The organism is Kluyvera genomosp. 2, assembly GCF_036759865.1.
In the GTDB taxonomy this organism is placed as follows: Bacteria; Pseudomonadota; Gammaproteobacteria; order Enterobacterales; family Enterobacteriaceae; genus Kluyvera; species Kluyvera ascorbata_B.
In genome coordinates this window covers 122,245-140,284 of record NZ_JAPKIA010000017.1, presented here as the reverse complement: position 1 = coordinate 140,284, position 18,040 = coordinate 122,245, and the positions used below count along the sequence as shown (strand labels likewise).

Here is an 18,040-nt window from a genome sequence, read left to right as displayed (position 1 = left end):
CGCTCCGGATGAATATGATGATCTCATATCAGGAACTTGTTCGCACCTTCCCTAGCATCCGCTTATTCGCATGCGAGTGATGCGGATAAGGGTGCGCATAAACAATCAGAATCATAATTAGCCTGTCTTACTGCATTATTTTATTGCTGAGTTTAGACAGTTAATGAGGACACTTACAGGATCTCTTAACACAACCGCATGAAATAGGGGGCGAGCGCCCCCTTGAAGAGATTAGCGACACATCGTGCGCCGCAATAAGCGTTATACGTTGGCCCCGCGCGGCACCGCGCCGCGAGGCCACGAATAACGTTTAGTTATCCAGCTCGTTCATCGACTGAACCTGGTCACGGTTGATCTGTTCAGTCTTTCCGCTTTCGGCATTTTTGTACGACACCAGGCCAGTGTCCTCATCTACCTGCGGTTTACCATCGGTTACGATAGTCTTGCCATCGGTGGTTTTCAGCGCCTGGTTGGATGAACACCCGGCAACGGTAAAGAGTGCGCCGGCGGTCAGAATTGCTACGGTCATTCGCTTATAGTTCATCATGTTTCCCTCCTGCTTTGCAGCCAAAATTGGTTATCACTCTAACTATTTTAGGTTAGCGGTCAGAACCCGGAAGCGAAACCAGAAAGCTCCGAAGCATTACCGGCACCCTTTCACCGCCGTTTTGTGTGAGGCAGATTGTCCGCAGCGTGGGGTTTCTATGGTACAAAGTACCGCTATTTATTTTCAGGGGCCAACCATGTCCGTTTCGATCGACATCATTTCCTGTATTACCGACCGTTTTGTTGAGCTGACCGCCACCGAAAAACGCATCGCGCAGTTCATTCTTGATGACGTGCAGGCCGCCACCACGCTGCCCATTGCTGAAATGGCGCGACAGACCGAAACCAGCCAGGCCTCCATCACCCGCTTTGCCCGGGCGATTGGCTGCAAAGACGTGCGCGAGCTGAAGGTCAAGCTTGCCCAGTCGCTGGCGGTGGGGCAGCGTTTTATTCTCGACGTGCCCGATCTGGAGGGTGTTCAGGGGATCTATGAAACGATCATTAACGTGCTGGAGATCAACCGCCGAGCGCTTAATCCCGAGACGTTAAAACGCGCCGTCGAATGGTTAAGCGGTGCCCGACAGATCCTCGCGATCGGCATGGGTGGCGGTTCGACCATCTGCGCGCAGGAGGTACAGTTCCGCCTGTTCCGTCTGGGTCTACCGGTGGTAAGCCAGAGCGACGGGCTGCTGGTGAGGATGATGTGCTCAGCGGTGTCGCCAAACGATGTGGTGCTGGCGTTGTCGCTCGGCGGCTATACGCAGGAAGTGGTGGAGAGCGCGGCGATTGCGCGTCAGTACGGTGCGAAGGTGATTGCCATTACCCCGGAAGCCACACCGCTTGCCGAGAACGCCGATTTGGTCCTGCCGCTGATCGTGCGGGAGAACGACTACATCTTTAAGCCCAGCACCTCGCGCTACGCGATGCTGGCGATGGTTGACGTGCTGGCGACGGAATTGGCGGTGGTGAATAAGGCAGAGACGAAAAACCGTCTGCGGCGGATTAAGCTGGCGCTGGATAGCCATCGGGGCGGAGCTGACCGACAGCCGTTGGGGGATTAGCGCGGGTTTTTTCCCCTCACCCTAACCCTCTCCCCGGAGGGGCGAGGGGACCGAATGTGCGGTCTTTCCCCCTCTCCCTTCCAGGGAGAGGGCCGGGGTGAGGGTACAACCCGCACCACCCCACAAGTTACTTCACCCGTTCCGCGTTGTAACAGGTCAAATCCACCTCAACCTTACAATCCACCACCAAATCCGCCACGCAGCACACGCGTGCCGGTGGGTGATCGGCAAAGAACTCACGGAATACCTTGTTAAAGGACTGGAAGTAACGCGCGTCGGTCAGATACACCTTCACATGCACCACGTCTGCCAGGCTGTATCCCGCGTCCTGCATAATATCCACGCAATTCTGAATCGCCAACCGCGACTGCTCGACAATGCCGCCCTCCACCACTTCACCATCCTTCATCGGCGTTTGCCCGGACACATACAGCCAGCCTACGGCCTCAACGGCCTTGGCAAACGGCAGAGACTGCCCGCCGGTACCGGTGCTGCCACCGACGCCATAACGTTTAATGCTCATTATTGCTGCTCCTTAATTTTTCCGGCTGACCGGCGTAAGAATCGCCCGGCGCGCCCGATAATGTTGTGATTCTGCCCATAGCTCATCACCCCGTTGACCATCACCGCATCGATACCGGCGGCGGGCTGCTGTGGGTCGCTGAAGCTTGCGACATCGCGGATAGTTTCTGGGTCAAAAAGCACCAGATCGGCAAAATAGCCGCGCTTGATGAACCCGCGGTCGGTGAGCTGAAAACGTGCCGCCGACAGGCCAGTCATCTTGTGCACCGCGACGGTAAGCGGGAACAGTTTTTCATCGCGGCTGTAGTGTCCCAGCACGCGTGGGAACGCACCCCACAGGCGAGGATGCGGCATCGGGTCATTCGGTAAGCCGTCCGAACCCACCATGGTCAATGGATAGCGCAGCACCCGCTGCACGTCCTGCTCGTCCATGTTGTAGTAAATCGCGCCAGCAGGCATCAGCCGCTTGCCCGCCTCTTCCAGCGTAAGCGACCAGCTTTGCGCAATCTGCTTTAAGGTCTGCCCGGCCATCTCCGGGTGCGGCGTCGACCAGGTGATAACGATGTCAAAATCGGCGGTAATCTGCTTCATATCCAGCGTCGATGAACTGGCGGAATACGGATAGCAGTCGCAGGAAACGTCCTGCTGCTGACGGACGTTATCGAACAGCGCCAGGGTTTCCATGGTGCGCCCCCAGTTATTCGCCCCCGCGCATTTGTGGTGCGAGACCACCACCGGCACCTTACCGTGGCGGCCAATCCGGAACGCTTCATCAAGCGCGTCGAGAATGGGCTCAAACTCCGAGCGAAGATGGGTGGTATAAATCCCATTTTCCGCCGCCAGCTCTTCCGCCAGCGCCATCACCTCTTCGGTCGTCGACTGGAAGGCTGTGGCATAGGCTAGCCCGGTGCTGAGCCCTAAAGCGCCCTCCTGTAATGCCAACCGTAGCTGCCTGCGCATAGCTTGAATTTCTTGATGGTTAGCCGGACGAAACAGCGAGTCCATCTGGTTATTACGCAGCGCTGTATGACCGACCAGCGTGCCAACGTTCACCGCCGGACGCGCCTGCATAACCGCGTCGGCGTAAGCGTTAACCGTCGGGTAGATAAACTGTTCCGCATTGCCCAATAGGTTCATCGGATCCGGTACGTCACCTGCGATCGTCGCGCTCGCGGCGCTGATCCCGCAGTTACCGACGATCACCGTAGTCACGCCCTGGCTGATTTTGGGCAGGTACTCCGGCATGCGGATAACGTTAATGTCGTCGTGGGTGTGAACATCGATAAACCCTGGTGCCAGCACGCGCCCCGTGCCGTCAATCTCATGCTGCGCCTGCCCGTCGATAGCGGGCGCGATCTCCACAATGCGATCGCCCTTGATGGCCACATCGCCGCGATACTGCGGGCCGCCGCTACCGTCGATAACCGTGACGTTCCTGAACAGATAATCGAACTGCATTTCTTCTCTACCCCTGTCGTTCCCTGCCTTGAATTTGACCATTTACAAGCGCTGAAAACAGTGAAAGACTACGCAAAATATGCATTAATTAATGATACTTTTATTCATAAAAATCAATTAAAATAATAAAAATCATTTATTTACAACAAGATGAACAATCAAAGATTCATGATATAAACTAAAAACCTGAAGGATTTATGTTATGAAATACCATGAAAGCCTCATCGTACCCCACAAATCCGCAACGCTTTTTACCCCAACAAACATCCTCAATGAAGACGTTTGCCTGCCCGCCGCGGTCATTAAAAAAACGGCGCTAACCAACAATATTCAGTGGATGCAGCACTACGCCGATACGCGCGGCGTCTCACTCGCCCCGCACGGTAAAACCACCATGACACCGTGGATCTTTTCACAGCAGCAACAGGCAGGGGCCTGGGCCATTGGCGTGGGCAGCGCCTGGCAGGCAAGCATTGCTGCGGCAAGCGGGATCCAACGCGTGCTGATGGTGAACCAGCTCGTCGGCAAGGCCAATATGGCGCTGATCGCCAGACTCAAGACGGAATACCCGGCGGTAGATTACCTGTGCTGCGTCGATAGCATCGATAACGCCCGTGCGCTCTCGGCGTTCTTCGCCGCACAAAACCAGACGCTGGATATTCTGCTGGAACTGGGCGTGCCGGGCGGCCGCTGTGGGTGCCGAACCGCAGAACAGGCGCTCACACTTGCCGAGCAGGTTGCCACTTTACCGGCGCTGCGTCTGCGCGGCCTTGAGCTGTATGAAGGCGTGCTGCACGGCGATAACCCACAGCCGAAGGTGGAAGCGCTGCTGCGCGATGCCGCCGCGCTGGCCTGCCAGCTTGAGCGTTATGTAACGGGCGAGTTTATTCTCACTGGCGCGGGCTCCGTTTGGTATGACGTGGTGTGTAACGTCTGGCTTGCCGAGCCGAAACCGGCCAACTGCCGGGTGCTGATCCGCCCTGGCTGCTATATCACCCACGATGCGGGGATCTATCTGGAAGCGCAGAACGCGATCGTCGCGCGCGACCAGACGGCCTGCGACCTCGGCGGCGATCTGGTTTCTGCGCTGGAACTGGTGGCAATGGTGCAGTCGGTGCCGGAAAGCGGCCGGGCGATCGTCAATTTCGGCAAGCGCGACAGCGCGTTTGATGCCGGGTTACCGCAGCCGGTTGCCCATTATCGCGCGGGGAAATCAGTCGCATTGGCGGCGAACAGCATGGAAACCACCGGCATTATGGACCAGCACGCCATGCTGAAGCTGGCACCAGACGTTGACGTGAAGGTGGGGGATATTCTGGTGTTCAGCACTTCGCACCCTTGCCTGACGTTTGACAAATGGAAGGCGCTGCTGTTGGTTGATGACGCGTATAACGTGCTGGATACGTTAGAAACGGCATTCTGAGCCGCCCCGGCGTCGCTGCGCTCGACCGGGCTACAGGCCGGGCGCAACGATGCCGAAGTTACATCGAATCACAGATCAAATCGACAATCAGCAGCGACCCGTAACGCGCGTCGTTGAGCGGTAGCGTGACGTTTTGCTGATGGCTGAGCGCGCTCTCCTGCTGGCCAATCACGATGATATCCGCCCCTGCCCAGCGCGCCTGATGTACGGCGGCAATCAGCGCGCTGCCCGGCGGCGTACCGGCAAAGACCACCAGCACCTGCCCAGCGCCAAGCATCGAGGCGGTAATCCCCATTAACGCCGGATCCTGGCAGACGTTGGCCGGATACCCCTGCGTCAGCAGGCGATACTGCAACACGCTGGCGAACGGGTTATCGGCGGTGCTGGCGCTGAAAATATGCACCGCTTTCGCCTGTTTAAGCAGGCTTGCCGCCTGCTCAACCGCCGCTGGCGATAGTTCGTGAAGCTGCGCGTTCAGCGAATACTGGATCTGGTTTAGCCGCTCGCGCCACGGCCCCGGCATATCGCCGCTGGCAACCGGGGCGCTGGCCTGCGCCAGCTTCATGCGCAAATCGCGAATATCGTCGCAGCCCGCGGCGCGGGCAAAGCGGGTAATGGTCGCCGGGCTGACCCCTGCCGCCGTCGCCAGTTGGTCGATGGTCGCCGAAGCCGCAAACGCCACGTCGCTGAGGATAGTCTGCGCCACGCGAGACTCCTGCTGGCTGAAGTCCTGTAGCCGTTGGCGGATCAGGCTCAGAATGTCATCGCTGCCGTCGCGACCGATGGAGTGCGAGAAGCGATCGAGGATCTCGCTGCCAATGCCGGCATTTTTCGCCAGCTTTTGCAGCGTACCGGTGTCCACCCACGCCGCGTCGCCGAGCATCGGCGCCGCCGTCGTTTTCAAACGATTCTCCTGCTGCTGATGGCGCACCTGGCCAATAAAGTCATTGAGGTCGGCACAGCCAATACTGCGCGAGAAATGCTGTAACGTCGCGGGACTCACGCCCGCCTTTGCCGCCAGCTCTTCAATACTTGCCTCAGGTATCTGGGCAAAATTATCGAGGAAAAAGCGCGCCAGCCGGGATTCCTGCGCAGGCAGGCCCGATAGCCCATTCACCAGCTGATAAACAATATCCATAACCAGAGAGTCCTAATGTCGGCAAATTCTGCTCGTTAAAAACATCATAATTTATTGAAATTATTTTTCAATTCATTCGATCAACAGACGCCGACGTCTTCGGTATATGAGTAACAAATATTCGTTTTGCTTACCTTGATCACACTTTCTCGCGGATAACATCCCGTAAAGCAATATTTTAACGCCGATCACACTCATGAAAATAATTTTCATACATGCTACGTAAAACGGCTAATGTGTGAAATATGTTTTCAAGTGAGGGAAAATTGTCATGAAAAAGATCATGTTGTGCTGCGCCGCCGGGATGTCCACCAGCATGCTGGTGCAAAAGATGCGCGCCGAAGCCGAAAAACGGGCGCTGGCGGTCGAGATCAACGCTTATCCGGTTGCCGAAATCGAAAGCATGCTGCCGCAGGCCGACGTGGTGCTGCTCGGCCCGCAGGTGCAGTTCGAACTCTCTCGCCTGCGTGAACTGTCTGCGCCATTGGGCAAGCCGGTCGAGGTGATCGACATGATGGATTACGGCACCATGCGCGGCGATCGCGTGCTCGATAAAGCGATCCAACTGATGGCCTGAGGCCTCGGAGAGAACAATGAAAATTACCGTGATTGGCGGGGGCAGCAGCTACACCCCGGAACTGGTTGAAGGATTAATAGCGCGTCATGCTTCCCTGCCAATGGCGGAGCTGGCGCTGGTTGATGTCGAAGCGGGTCGAGAAAAGGTCGAGATTATCGCCGCCCTCTCCCGCCGCATGCTCGACCGCAACGGTCTGGAGTCGGTGAAGGTATCGGTTCACTTCGATGCCGATGAAGCGATTACCGGCTCAAGCTTCGTGCTCACCCAACTGCGCGTAGGCCAGCTACCGGCCCGCGCCGCCGATGAGCGTCTGGGCTTAAGTCACAGGCTGCTGGGCCAGGAAACCACCGGCGTGGGTGGCTTCGCCAAAGCGCTGCGCACGATTCCCGTGATGCTGGATATCGCCAGACGCGTTGAACGTCTGGCGCCGAATGCATGGATCATCAACTTCACCAATCCGGCGGGCATTGTGACGGAAGCGGTGTCACGGCACAGCAAAGCGAAGATTATCGGCCTGTGCAACGTGCCGGTCACTATGCACCACATGATTGCCGACATGCTGAAGCTGCCTTACGGCGACGTCTCGCTGCGCTTTGCTGGCCTGAATCATATGGTTTGGGTGCATCAGGTGCTGGCCGCGGGTCGCGATGCGACCGACGAGGTTATCGAGATGCTGTGCGACGGTGAGCAGCTGTCGATGAACAACATCAAGGCCATTCCGTGGCCACCGGAGCTACTGCGTGCGCTGCGCGCTATTCCCTGCCCGTATCACCGCTATTTCTGGCAGACCCGCACCATGCTGGAAGACGAGCTGGCGGATGCCGATAGCAAAGGCACCCGCGCCGAGCAGGTGATGAAGGTCGAAGCGTCGCTGTTCGAACTGTACGCCGACCCGCATCTGGACAAGAAACCAGAGGAGCTGAGTCAGCGCGGCGGTTCGTTCTACTCCGAAGTGGCGGTACAGCTTATTAACGCACTGCACAACAATCTTGGCATTGAGATGGTGGTGAACACCGCCAACAACGGTGCCATTCAAGGACTGCCGGACGACGCGGTGATAGAAACCAACTGCCTGATTGATGCGCTGGGCGCGCATCCGCTGGCCTTTGGCAAACTGCCGCCGCTGATGAACGGCCTGACCCTGCAGGTGAAGGATTTTGAGCGTCTGACCATTGATGCCGCCGTATATGGCGATAAGCAAAAAGCGCTGCTGGCGCTGGTCGCCAACCCGCTGGTCGCCGATGTGAATCTGGCATCGGCGCTGGTCGATGAAGTACTCACCATCAATAAAGCGTGGCTGCCGCAGTTTAGCCAACAATAAATACAACAATAGCCCGGTCGGCAACGTCTGCGCCGGGTAGGGGGTGTCTGTGAATAAGTCGATAATAAATAAATACGTTTTACCGACCGCGCTCAAAATCGCCGGACAAAAACATGTGCTTTCGGTGCGTGACGGGATCATCCTGAACATGCCGTTTATGCTGATAGGCTCGTTTTTCCTGATCTTCGCCTATCTGCCAGTGCCGGGTTACGGCACGCTGATGACCGAGCTTTTCGGCCCAATGTGGCAGGAAAAAGTGCTCTATCCGGTGAAAGCGACCTACGACATCATGGCGCTGATCTCCAGCTTCGGTATCGCCTACCGCCTGGCAGAGAAGTACCGCACCCTCGACCCGCTGACCGCCGGGGCCGTCTCTCTGGTGGCCTTCGTGATGACCATTCCGCAGCACATCATGTTTACCCCTGCGGGCAGTGACGTGGCGCAGCTGGTGAAAGGCGTGATGCCGATGGGCCAGATTGGCAGCCAGGGGTTGTTCGTGGCTATCCTGATTGCCCTGCTCTCAACGGAAATCTACCGCTTCGTTAACGACCGCAACCTGGTCATTCGCATGCCGGAAGGCGTTCCACCGGCGGTGGCAAAATCCTTCCTCGCGCTGATCCCGGGATTCTGCGTGCTGGCGGTGGTGCTGGCGCTGCGTCTGCTGGTAGAAGCAACGCCGTTTGGCGATATCAACACCATGATTACCGAGCTGGTCGGTATTCCGATGAGCCACGTCGGCGGCTCGCTGCCGGGGATGATTATTTCAGTGCTGCTGATTGGCATTCTGTGGATGCTCGGCCTGCACGGCGACACCATCGTGCTGGTGTTTATCCGCCCGGTCTGGCTCAGCAACATGTCCGAAAACCTGGAAGCGTTCCAGAACGGCCTGCCAATTCCCCACATTATCACCCAGCAGTTCTACGACCTGTGGATTGCGCCGGGTGGTACCGGGGCGCTGTTAGGGCTGGTTATCTTTATGATCCTGCGCAGCCGCAGCGTGCAGATGAAGCAGCTCGGTAAAATTGCCGCACCGGGCAGCCTGTTTAACATCAGCGAGCCGATGGTATTCGGTATTCCGATTGTGATGAACCCGTACCTGGTGGTGCCGTTTATCCTGACGCCGGTGGTGCTGGTGATTGTCTCCTACGTGGCGATGACCACCGGTTTAGTGGCCAAACCGGCTGGAATTGCGCTACCGTTCACGACGCCGATTGTGGTCAGTGGATACCTGGCGACCGGCGGGCATATCTCCGGTTCGGTACTGCAAATCGTCAACCTCGGGATTTCGCTGGTGATGTATTACCCGTTCTTCCGCATCTGGGATAACCTGAAATTCCGCGAAGAACAGGCCAGTAAGTCGCAGCAGACCACCGCGGCGACGCCAGCAACGGAACAGTAACCAGGATACAAAAACAAAAACGCCGGGCATCTGCCCGGCGTTTTATTTTATCGCTCGCACTTATTTTTTAATCTGTGCGTGCATTTCCTGTACGGAAGTGACTTTGTCTTTCGCGTCCGCATTCAGCGCCATTGCCGTCGCGAAGCCGCCGTTCAGGGTGGTGTCGTAATGCACCTTGTACTGCAGCGCGCTGCGGCGAATCAGCTTGGAGTCTTCAATCGCCTGACGACCAGCGGTGGTGTTGATGATGTAGGTGTATTCGCCATTTTTGATACGGTCCTGAATGTGCGGACGACCTTCATGCACCTTGTTCACCAGGCGCGGGTTGATACCCGCTTCACCCAGTACAATCGCGGTACCGTGGGTTGCATCCAGCTCGAAGCCCTGTTTCAGCAGCTTAGCGGCCAGGTCAACCACGCGCTCTTTGTCGCCTTCGCGAACGGAGAGCAGCGCACGGCCCTGTTTCTTCATGGTGGAGTTACTGCCGAGTTGAGCCTTAGCGAACGCTTCCGCGAAGGTACGGCCTACGCCCATCACTTCCCCGGTAGAGCGCATTTCTGGCCCTAACAGTGGGTCAACGCCTGGGAATTTGTTGAACGGCAGCACCACTTCTTTCACCGAGTAGTACGGTGGGATGATTTCTTCGGTCACGCCCTGCTGCTTCAGGGTTTTCCCTGCCATCACGCGCGCCGCCACTTTCGCCAGCGGTACGCCGGTCGCTTTGGAGACGAACGGTACGGTACGCGCCGCACGCGGGTTGACTTCAATCAGGTAGACTTCGTTGTCTTTCACCGCGAACTGCACGTTCATCAGGCCGCGAACCTGCAGCTCGAAGGCCAGCTTCTGCACCTGCTCACGCATCACGTTCTGAATTTCTTGGCTCAGCGTGTAGGCTGGCAGGGAACACGCGGAGTCACCGGAGTGAACGCCAGCCTGCTCGATGTGCTCCATGATGCCGCCAATCAGCACCATTTCGCCGTCGCAGATGGCGTCGACGTCGACTTCAATCGCATCGTCCAGGAAGCGGTCCAGCAGCACCGGCGCGTCGTTGGAAACGCTGACGGCGGTCTGGAAGTAGCGCTTAAGGTCAGCTTCGTCGTAGACGATTTCCATCGCACGGCCGCCGAGAACGTAGGACGGACGCACCACCAGCGGGTAGCCAATCTCTTTTGCCTTCTCAACCGCTTGTTCAATCGCGGTCACGGTGGCGTTGGCTGGCTGTTTCAGCTTCAGACGGTCAACCGCATGCTGGAAGCGCTCACGGTCTTCTGCGCGGTCGATAGCATCCGGGCTGGTGCCGATCACCGGTACGCCTGCGGCTTCCAGTTCACGCGCCAGCTTCAGCGGGGTCTGGCCGCCGTACTGTACGATAACGCCCTTCGGCTTCTCGATGCGCACGATTTCCAGCACGTCTTCCAGGGTTACCGGCTCGAAGTACAGGCGGTCGGAAGTGTCATAGTCGGTAGAGACGGTTTCCGGGTTACAGTTGACCATGATGGTCTCGTAACCGTCTTCACGCAGCGCCAGCGAGGCGTGTACGCAGCAGTAGTCAAATTCGATACCCTGACCGATACGGTTCGGGCCGCCGCCGAGGACCATGATTTTATCGCGGTCTACGGAAGGATTGGACTCGCACTCTTCTTCATAGGTGGAGTACATGTAAGCGGTGTCGGTAGCAAATTCCGCCGCACAGGTGTCCACACGCTTGTAGACCGGGTGCAGGTTGTACTGGTCACGCAGCTTGCGGATTTCCGCTTCGCGGACGCCCGCCAGTTTTGCCAGACGCGCATCGGCAAAGCCTTTGCGTTTCAGGTGGAACAGGAAGTCAGCGTCGAGGCCGTTGATACCCACTTCCGCCACTTTCTCTTCCAGACGCACCAGCTCTTCAATCTGTACCAGGAACCAGCGGTCGATGTTGGTCAGGTTAAACACGCCATCGACAGAGAGGCCCGCGCGGAAGGCATCGGCGATGTACCAGATACGCTCAGCGCCTGCGTCTTTCAGTTCGCGGCGGATTTTGGTCAGCGCTTCAGGGTCATCGAGGCTCACTTTCGGGTCGAAGCCGGTCGCGCCCACTTCCAGACCGCGCAGCGCTTTCTGCAGGGATTCCTGCTGCGTGCGGCCAATCGCCATCACTTCACCGACAGATTTCATCTGCGTGGTCAGACGGTCGTTAGCGCCAACGAATTTCTCGAAGTTGAAGCGTGGAATCTTCGTCACAACGTAGTCGATGGACGGCTCGAAGGAAGCCGGGGTACGGCCGCCGGTGATGTCGTTCATCAGTTCATCGAGGGTGTAACCCACTGCCAGCTTGGCAGCCACTTTAGCAATCGGGAAGCCGGTCGCTTTCGAGGCCAGCGCCGAGGAGCGGGATACGCGCGGGTTCATTTCGATAACAATCAGGCGACCGTCTTTCGGGTTCACCGAGAACTGCACGTTAGAACCGCCGGTTTCTACGCCGATTTCACGCAGTACCGCCATCGAGGCGTTACGCATGATTTGGTATTCTTTGTCGGTCAGGGTCTGCGCTGGCGCCACGGTGATGGAGTCACCGGTGTGGATGCCCATCGCATCGAAGTTTTCGATAGAGCAGACGATGATGCAGTTGTCGTTTTTATCACGCACCACTTCCATCTCGTACTCTTTCCAGCCGATCAGCGATTCATCAATCAGCAGCTCGTTGGTTGGCGAGAGATCCAGACCGCGTTCACAGATTTCTTCGAACTCTTCGCGGTTGTAGGCGATACCGCCACCGGTGCCGCCCATGGTGAAGCTTGGACGGATGATGCATGGGAAGCCGACGTCAGCGGCAACCGCCAGCGCCTCTTCCATGGTGTGCGCGATACCGGAACGCGCGGTGTCGAGGCCGATTTTCTTCATCGCGACGTCGAAACGGCGACGGTCTTCTGCTTTATCAATCGCATCAGCGGTAGCACCAATCATGGTCACGCCGAACTCTTCCAGCACGCCCTGACGCTCCAGCTCCAGCGCACAGTTCAGCGCGGTCTGGCCGCCCATGGTCGGCAGCACCGCATCCGGGCGCTCTTTTTCGATGATTTTACGCACCACTTCCCAGTGAATCGGCTCGATGTAGGTGGCATCGGCCATTTCCGGGTCGGTCATGATGGTGGCCGGGTTGGAGTTCACCAGAATGACGCGGTAGCCCTCTTCGCGCAGCGCTTTACACGCCTGGGCACCGGAGTAGTCAAACTCACACGCCTGACCGATAACAATCGGGCCCGCGCCCAGAATCAGGATACTTTTTATGTCTGTACGTTTTGGCATGGCTCTTATTACTCCTGATTATTTCGCGGACTGACGGTATTGCTCAATAAGCTCGATAAAGTGGTCGAACAGCGGTGCCGCATCGTGCGGGCCTGGGCTCGCCTCTGGGTGGCCCTGGAAGCTGAACGCCGGTTTATCGGTACGGTGAATCCCCTGCAGGGTACCGTCGAACAGAGATTTGTGGGTCACGCGCAGGTTGGCTGGCAACGAGTCTTCATCAACCGCAAAGCCGTGGTTCTGCGCGGTGATCATCACCACGTTCTTATCCAGGTCTTTCACCGGGTGGTTACCACCGTGGTGACCAAACTTCATTTTGATAGTCTTCGCACCGCTCGCCAGCGCCAGCAGCTGATGGCCGAGGCAGATGCCAAACACCGGAACGTTGGTCTGGAGGAATTTTTCAATCGCGTCGATGGCGTAGTCGCACGGTGCCGGGTCGCCAGGGCCGTTAGACAGGAACACGCCGTCTGGATTCATCGCCAGCACTTCTTCAGCGGAGGTTTTCGCCGGCACCACCGTCAGGCGGCAGCCGCGGTCAACCAGCATACGCAGGATGTTGCGCTTCGCGCCAAAATCGTAGGCAACGACGTGGAACGGCAGCTCTTCTTCGGACCTGGCTTCCGGCAGGTCACCCGCCAGCGTCCAGCTACCCTGCGTCCAGCTGTAGGATTCAGCCGTGGTCACTTCTTTTGCCAGGTCCATACCGTTGAGGCCCGGGAACGCTTTGGCGTTTTCCAGCGCCAGCGCGGCATCGAGGTGGTCACCCGCGATGATGCAGCCGTTCTGAGCGCCCTTCTCGCGCAGCAGTCGCGTCAGCTTACGCGTATCGATATCGGCAATCGCCACGATGTTATGGCGTTTGAGGTAAGAAGAGAGGTCTTCGGTGTTGCGGTAGTTGCTGGCAATCAGCGGCAGGTCGCGAATAACCAGACCCTGAGCGTGAACCTGAGAGGACTCTTCATCGGCGGCGTTGGTGCCGACATTACCGATATGGGGATAAGTAAGGGTGACGATTTGGCGAGAATAGGAAGGATCAGTGAGGATTTCTTGATAACCGGTCATTGAAGTATTGAAAACGACTTCCCCAACCGCCGAACCCGTTGCCCCTATGGCCCGACCGTAAAACTGGGTTCCGTCTTCCAGAACCAATAGCGCTGACTTAATCAAAACACCCTCCAGAGAATATTTACTCGCTTTATTTGCATATTAATTCATAACAATGGCACAAATCAATGCAAATCTGCTTACCGATGAATTTCTGGCAAACGGCGGCATTCTAGTGACAGCCTCGGCAAATGTCTACCTTAAAGGACAATTTTTATTATTATTTTGCGCCACTGGATAACTAAGCCGCCTCCAGGCATCAAAATGATCAACTAACTAAGAGGAGAAAACGCTTGCGGAGCAGGAAGATTGTTAAATCATGAAGAAGAGCGCAAAAAAGTAGACCAGATGGTCAAAATTTACATTTAACCAACACATTTATGATAGATAACCTATAAAAACAGGTATCTCAATGTAAAATCATAAAATTAAAGATAAAATAAAGGGCAATAAAATATTGCCCTGTGTAATCAAGCAATTATGACTACAATAACCACATCACGATGGGTAATAAATACTTATAGTTCATTCAAATTCAACACATCACGCATATCAAAAAGACCATTTTTCTTTGATTTAAGCCAAAGAGCCGATCTTACCGCACCGTTAGCAAACGTCATGCGGCTGGAAGCCTTATGCGTAATCTCCACGCGTTCACCAATATCGGCGAACATCGCGGTATGTTCACCGACAATGTCACCCGCACGGACGGTAGCAAAACCAATCGTGCCCGGTACGCGTTCTCCGGTATAACCTTCACGCGAGTAGACCGCGCAGTCTTTCAGATCTTTATCCAGCGCCCCGGCGATCGCTTCACCCATCGCCAGTGCCGTACCTGATGGCGCATCCACTTTGTGGCGGTGGTGCGCTTCAATAATTTCGATATCGGTATAGTCGCCCATCACCTTCGCCGCTTTCTCCAGCAGCTTCAGCATCACGTTGACGCCAACGCTGAAGTTAGCGGCAAATACGATAGCAATGTCCTGAGAGGCATCACGAATGGCCTGTTTACCGGCATCATCAAACCCGGTGGTGCCAATCACCATCCCCTTCCCATGCTGGCGGCAGAAAGCCAGATGCGTCAACGTGCCTTCCGGACGGGTAAAGTCGATAAACACGTCAAAATCATCTTTTACCGCTTCCAGGCTGCTCTGAACGGTGACGCCTGCTTTCCCTGCCCCCGCCAGTTCACCGGCATCGCTGCCCAGTAAGCTGGAGCCTTCACGCTCCAGCGCCGCACCCAGTTGTACCCCTTCCATCGCCATCGCGGCCTGGATTAACTGCCGTCCCATGCGGCCACCGGCGCCGGCAATGGCGACGCGGATTTGTGCATCATGCATAGCTATTCTCTTTTGTTAAAATTGCGTAAATCGTTTTCAGAGTAACCAGCGCACAACAGGGTCGCCAGCCGAAAACGCCGATAATTAGAATTTAATGATAAACAGAGAGGAATATCAGTAAAAGACATGATTCATCCCACAGGATGAATCATTGCCGCGATGCAGGAAAGAAGTCAAACGCACTCAGAATGATGCGTAAGCCTGGGGAAATGACGCCAAAGCCATCGTAAACCAATCGATTAGCGTGATTACTTTTCAGGGCAGTAACGTGTAGTGAACGAGCATCTGCCCTTTTTTCATTTTCACATCGCTAATCTTTACCTCACCAATATCGGATAGCCGCGCAACGTGCGTCCCTCCGCAAGGATAGGCGGGAAGATCGCCAAAACCGACCCGGCGTAATTCTCCCTCTACGCTGACCTTGCGCGGGAGATCGGCCAACTGCCATGCGCTGATTATCGCCAGCAGCGCCTGGGCCTCAGGCAGCGCGCTTTGTGCCGCAGGCACAAACGTGATCCGTCCTTCACCAGGCCAGTGGTGTGCCTTCACCGGCTGCCAGCCGCAGCGCTCTCCGGCCAGGCCAATCAGATGTCCGGCGGAGTGCAGTCGCGCGTGCTGCTGGCGGACGGAGGCATCCACACGAAGAGTGACCGGCCCCAGCGGCAACGGCTGCGATACGATATGCGCCACGCTGTCGCCGCGTGCGACAACGCCTTCCACCGGCGTCTCATCAATCCAGCCTGCGTCCGCTGGCTGCCCGCCGCCCTGCGGATGGAACAGCGTACGGTCCAGCTCGACGGCGTAGCGGCCGTCGGCTTCTGGCATGCAGCGCAGCACGCATGCCGGCGCTTGAGTATCATCGCGGGTGTAATAAAGTCGTTCGGTCATGGTTGTTCTCCTCTTGATGAGCAGAGTATATTCACTTTACCAACGGTGATAATCCCGCTCTCATTCAATGCATCTTTGCCTGGTATGCACAAATGAATCCAAACCTGCTTCCCGATCTGGCCACCTTCGTGCTGATCGTTGACCACGGTAGCTTCTCTGCTGCCGCCAAAACGTCGGGCGCGACGCCTTCGGCTATTAGCCGCAGCGTTACCCGTCTTGAACGCGCGCTCGGCAGCAAACTGCTACACCGCACCACCCGCAAACTGGCGCTGAGTGAAACAGGAAAAATGGTGTATGAGCACGCACAGGAGATGCTGAACGCCGCACAATTGGCACTCGACTCCGGCAGCAGCCAGCAGCAGATCGCGCAGGGGAAACTCACGCTCAGCGTGCCCAAAGCGGTGGGGCGTTTTGTTATCCATCCGCTTATGGCCGAATTTTTTACGCGCTTTCCACAGGTGGACGTTTGTCTGCGGCTGGAAGACCGGTATATGGATTTGATTGACGATGGCGTCGACCTGGCGCTACGCATCAGCCAGTCGCCCTCTCCCGGCCTGTACGGCCGCCCGCTAATGCCGGTCAGCCACGTTATTTGCGCCACTCCGGAGTATCTGCGCCAGCACGGCATGCCGGAACACCCGCAGGCGCTGCGCGACCATTGCTGCATCAGCCTTGGCGAGACGCCCGCTGATTCACGCTGGAAGTTTCGGCGCGGCGAAACCATGGAGACGATTCAGACCCACGGGCGCTATGCCGCTAACCATACCGGCGTGCGGCTGGATGCGGTAAAGCATCATCTTGGTATCGGCAGCCTGCCGCTGTTCACCGCCCGCGAAGCGCTCGCCAGCGGAGAGATTGTGCAGGTTCTGCCGGATTGGGAATTTATCAGCGACTACAGCGGCGAGCTGTGGCTACTGTGGACGCGCAATAAGCATATGCCCGCCAGAATGCGGGCCATGATTGATTATCTGAGTGAAAAACTGCCGCAGTATGGCGAGTGATTACGGCGCACGGGCAAAAACTTCAGCCACCCACTGACGGAACCCCTCCACGTCCAGCGCCAGCGCCACCTGCGCGTTGGCCGGCTGTCCCAATCGCCCTTCGATATCCACCACCGTCGTGCCCGCCGTGTATTGCCCCTGAGTTTCTACCGCCACAAAGCAGCTTTGCAGCGTAAACAGTTCGGGGCGCACCAGCCAGGCAATCGCGCACAGGTCGTGCATGCGCAGGCCGCTCTGCATGCTGCCGCTGCGGTAGTGGCTGAACAGCGCGTGAAGCATGGCGCCGGTTTTATTCAGCGCGGGCAGAGAGGCGAGATATTCCGGCGAAAGCAGCGCCTGGTTGGTGACGTCCAGCCCGCACATCACAATCTCCAGGCCGCTGCGGAACACCAGCGCCGCGGCTTCCGGGTCAATGGCGATATTAAACTCGGCGTTGGGGGTAAAGTTACCGCGCCCGGCGGAACCGCCCATGATCACCAGTCGACGAATATTGAAGCGGCATTCCGGATACTGCGTCAGCAGTAGCGCAATATTGGTCAGCGGGCCAATCGCCACTAGCGTCACCGGCTGCGGCGCGTGCATCAGCGCATCGCGAATGGTCTGAAACGCCGGTTTTGCCAACGGCTGACGGTTATGCTCGACAAAGTCATAGCCCTCCATGCCGGATTCGCCGTGCACCGATGCAGCGTCGCGCAGCGGGCGAACCAACGGGGCAGCCGCCCCCTGCGCCAACGGAACGTCGGCCCCCCAGAAGTGCAGGAGTTGCAGACCGTTACGAGTGGTTTTTTCGACCGAAACGTTGCCGGCTACGGTGGTCATTAACTGGAGATCCAGCTCGGGGGCAAAAAGCGCAGCGGCAATCGCTGCGGCGTCGTCGATACCGGGATCGGTATCCAGGAAAATAGGCAGGCGCATGATTTCTCCCTAAAAAAATGCCAGACGTTAAGCCTGGCATTTTTTCATATCTGCGGGAGGAT

At 57.0% G+C, this 18,040-nt stretch carries 15 protein-coding genes and 1 pseudogene; 6 read left to right on the top strand and 10 right to left on the bottom strand.

Annotated elements, in window-relative coordinates; all coding sequences use genetic code 11:
• Positions 1 to 37 precede the first annotated feature (37 nt).
• Positions 38 to 115, bottom strand: a pseudogene (locus V6942_RS18430) (glutathione-regulated potassium-efflux system ancillary protein KefF); the annotation flags it as partial.
• 195 nt (positions 116 to 310) lie between these two features.
• Positions 311 to 544, bottom strand: coding sequence for a YgdI/YgdR family lipoprotein (locus V6942_RS18425; RefSeq protein ID WP_106925629.1), 234 nt, complete (start codon positions 542 to 544; stop codon positions 311 to 313).
• 199 nt (positions 545 to 743) lie between these two features.
• On the opposite strand from V6942_RS18425, the gene V6942_RS18420 reads away from it, so the two are divergent.
• Positions 744 to 1,607, top strand: a complete 864-nt coding sequence (locus V6942_RS18420) for a MurR/RpiR family transcriptional regulator (protein ID WP_182929482.1) — start codon at positions 744 to 746, stop codon at positions 1,605 to 1,607.
• Between the two features lie 127 nt (positions 1,608 to 1,734).
• Here the strand turns inward: V6942_RS18420 and V6942_RS18415 are convergent, their stop codons facing one another.
• Together V6942_RS18415 and V6942_RS18410 are read right to left on the bottom strand one after the other, a co-directional pair.
• On the bottom strand, positions 1,735 to 2,130 hold the full coding sequence (locus V6942_RS18415) for a RidA family protein (RefSeq protein ID WP_333501633.1): 396 nt from the start codon (positions 2,128 to 2,130) through the stop codon (positions 1,735 to 1,737).
• Complete coding sequence (locus V6942_RS18410; RefSeq protein ID WP_333501632.1) at positions 2,130 to 3,587, bottom strand: D-aminoacylase; 1,458 nt, start codon at positions 3,585 to 3,587, stop codon at positions 2,130 to 2,132. Before V6942_RS18410 ends, V6942_RS18415 begins: the two co-directional genes overlap by 1 nt.
• Positions 3,588 to 3,789: 202 nt before the next feature.
• On the opposite strand from V6942_RS18410, the gene V6942_RS18405 reads away from it, so the two are divergent.
• Positions 3,790 to 5,010 carry an amino acid deaminase gene (locus tag V6942_RS18405; RefSeq protein ID WP_333501631.1) on the top strand — a complete coding sequence of 407 codons (1,221 nt, stop codon included), beginning with the start codon at positions 3,790 to 3,792 and terminating at the stop codon, positions 5,008 to 5,010.
• Between the two features lie 58 nt (positions 5,011 to 5,068).
• Here the strand turns inward: V6942_RS18405 and V6942_RS18400 are convergent, their stop codons facing one another.
• Positions 5,069 to 6,148 carry a MurR/RpiR family transcriptional regulator gene (locus tag V6942_RS18400; protein ID WP_182929484.1) on the bottom strand — a complete coding sequence of 360 codons (1,080 nt, stop codon included), beginning with the start codon at positions 6,146 to 6,148 and terminating at the stop codon, positions 5,069 to 5,071.
• 271 nt (positions 6,149 to 6,419) lie between these two features.
• Here V6942_RS18400 and V6942_RS18395 point away from each other — a divergent pair, with 271 nt between their 5' ends.
• The 3 genes from V6942_RS18395 to celB are packed head-to-tail and all read left to right on the top strand — an operon-like array spanning position 6,420 to position 9,445.
• Complete coding sequence (locus tag V6942_RS18395; protein WP_106925318.1) at positions 6,420 to 6,725, top strand: PTS sugar transporter subunit IIB; 306 nt, start codon at positions 6,420 to 6,422, stop codon at positions 6,723 to 6,725.
• Between the two features lie 16 nt (positions 6,726 to 6,741).
• On the top strand, positions 6,742 to 8,046 hold the full coding sequence (locus V6942_RS18390) for a 6-phospho-beta-glucosidase (RefSeq protein WP_333501630.1): 1,305 nt from the start codon (positions 6,742 to 6,744) through the stop codon (positions 8,044 to 8,046).
• Between the two features lie 49 nt (positions 8,047 to 8,095).
• Positions 8,096 to 9,445 (top strand): PTS cellobiose transporter subunit IIC, encoded by a 1,350-nt coding sequence (gene celB, locus V6942_RS18385; RefSeq protein ID WP_333501629.1) that lies wholly within the window; start codon positions 8,096 to 8,098, stop codon positions 9,443 to 9,445.
• 60 nt (positions 9,446 to 9,505) lie between these two features.
• Here the strand turns inward: celB and carB are convergent, their stop codons facing one another.
• From carB to V6942_RS18365, 4 genes are all read right to left on the bottom strand, one after another.
• Positions 9,506 to 12,730 carry a carbamoyl-phosphate synthase large subunit gene (carB, locus tag V6942_RS18380; protein ID WP_106925312.1) on the bottom strand — a complete coding sequence of 1,075 codons (3,225 nt, stop codon included), beginning with the start codon at positions 12,728 to 12,730 and terminating at the stop codon, positions 9,506 to 9,508.
• Positions 12,731 to 12,748: 18 nt separating this feature from the next.
• On the bottom strand, positions 12,749 to 13,897 hold the full coding sequence (carA, locus tag V6942_RS18375; protein WP_106925310.1) for a glutamine-hydrolyzing carbamoyl-phosphate synthase small subunit: 1,149 nt from the start codon (positions 13,895 to 13,897) through the stop codon (positions 12,749 to 12,751).
• Positions 13,898 to 14,352: 455 nt separating this feature from the next.
• Positions 14,353 to 15,174, bottom strand: coding sequence for a 4-hydroxy-tetrahydrodipicolinate reductase (gene dapB / locus V6942_RS18370; RefSeq protein ID WP_182929490.1), 822 nt, complete (start codon positions 15,172 to 15,174; stop codon positions 14,353 to 14,355).
• Positions 15,175 to 15,429: 255 nt separating this feature from the next.
• Positions 15,430 to 16,062 carry a hypothetical protein gene (locus V6942_RS18365; RefSeq protein WP_106925306.1) on the bottom strand — a complete coding sequence of 211 codons (633 nt, stop codon included), beginning with the start codon at positions 16,060 to 16,062 and terminating at the stop codon, positions 15,430 to 15,432.
• A 92-nt stretch (positions 16,063 to 16,154) separates the two neighbouring features.
• On the opposite strand from V6942_RS18365, the gene V6942_RS18360 reads away from it, so the two are divergent.
• The gene (locus tag V6942_RS18360; RefSeq protein ID WP_106925304.1) at positions 16,155 to 17,063 is read left to right on the top strand and encodes a LysR family transcriptional regulator; all 909 of its coding nucleotides are present in this window, start codon (positions 16,155 to 16,157) and stop codon (positions 17,061 to 17,063) included.
• Here V6942_RS18360 and rihC read toward each other — a convergent pair whose 3' ends face one another.
• Positions 17,064 to 17,978 (bottom strand): ribonucleoside hydrolase RihC, encoded by a 915-nt coding sequence (rihC, locus tag V6942_RS18355; RefSeq protein WP_333501628.1) that lies wholly within the window; start codon positions 17,976 to 17,978, stop codon positions 17,064 to 17,066.
• Between the last annotated feature and the right edge of the window lie 62 nt (positions 17,979 to 18,040).